We start from the raw sequence: 291 nt of genomic DNA on the forward strand, positions 1-291 counted from the left end.
TTTTCCCTTTAATAAAAATCAATCTGCGCACCGCGCAACGACCTCTTTTGCTTTAAAAAAGGAAAAGTATGACAACCTGCACCTCGCGCGCGGCATGGCTGAACCTGCTGCGTCGCCTCCATTTCTATATTGGTCTGTTTATCGGACCGTTTATCTTTGTCGCTGCCCTCACCGGCACGTTGTACGTGGCGACGCCGCAGCTGGAAAACTGGCTCTATCACGACGCGCTGCATGGCCTTGCCGAGGGGACTCCGCAGCCGCTCAGCGCCCAGATTGCGGTGGCCGAAGAAG

The 291-nt window shown here is 55.3% G+C and carries 1 protein-coding gene; it reads left to right on the forward strand.

Features of this window, described 5'->3' with window-relative positions; all coding sequences use genetic code 11:
- Window positions 1–68: 68 nt before the first annotated feature.
- Window positions 69–291 (forward strand): PepSY domain-containing protein (locus ACSIPU_RS31115; RefSeq protein WP_435322556.1); only part of this gene is annotated, 223 nt, incomplete at its 3' end.

This window comes from Klebsiella sp. HN106, assembly GCF_051209435.1.
GTDB classification, from domain to species: Bacteria; Pseudomonadota; Gammaproteobacteria; order Enterobacterales; family Enterobacteriaceae; genus Klebsiella; species Klebsiella oxytoca.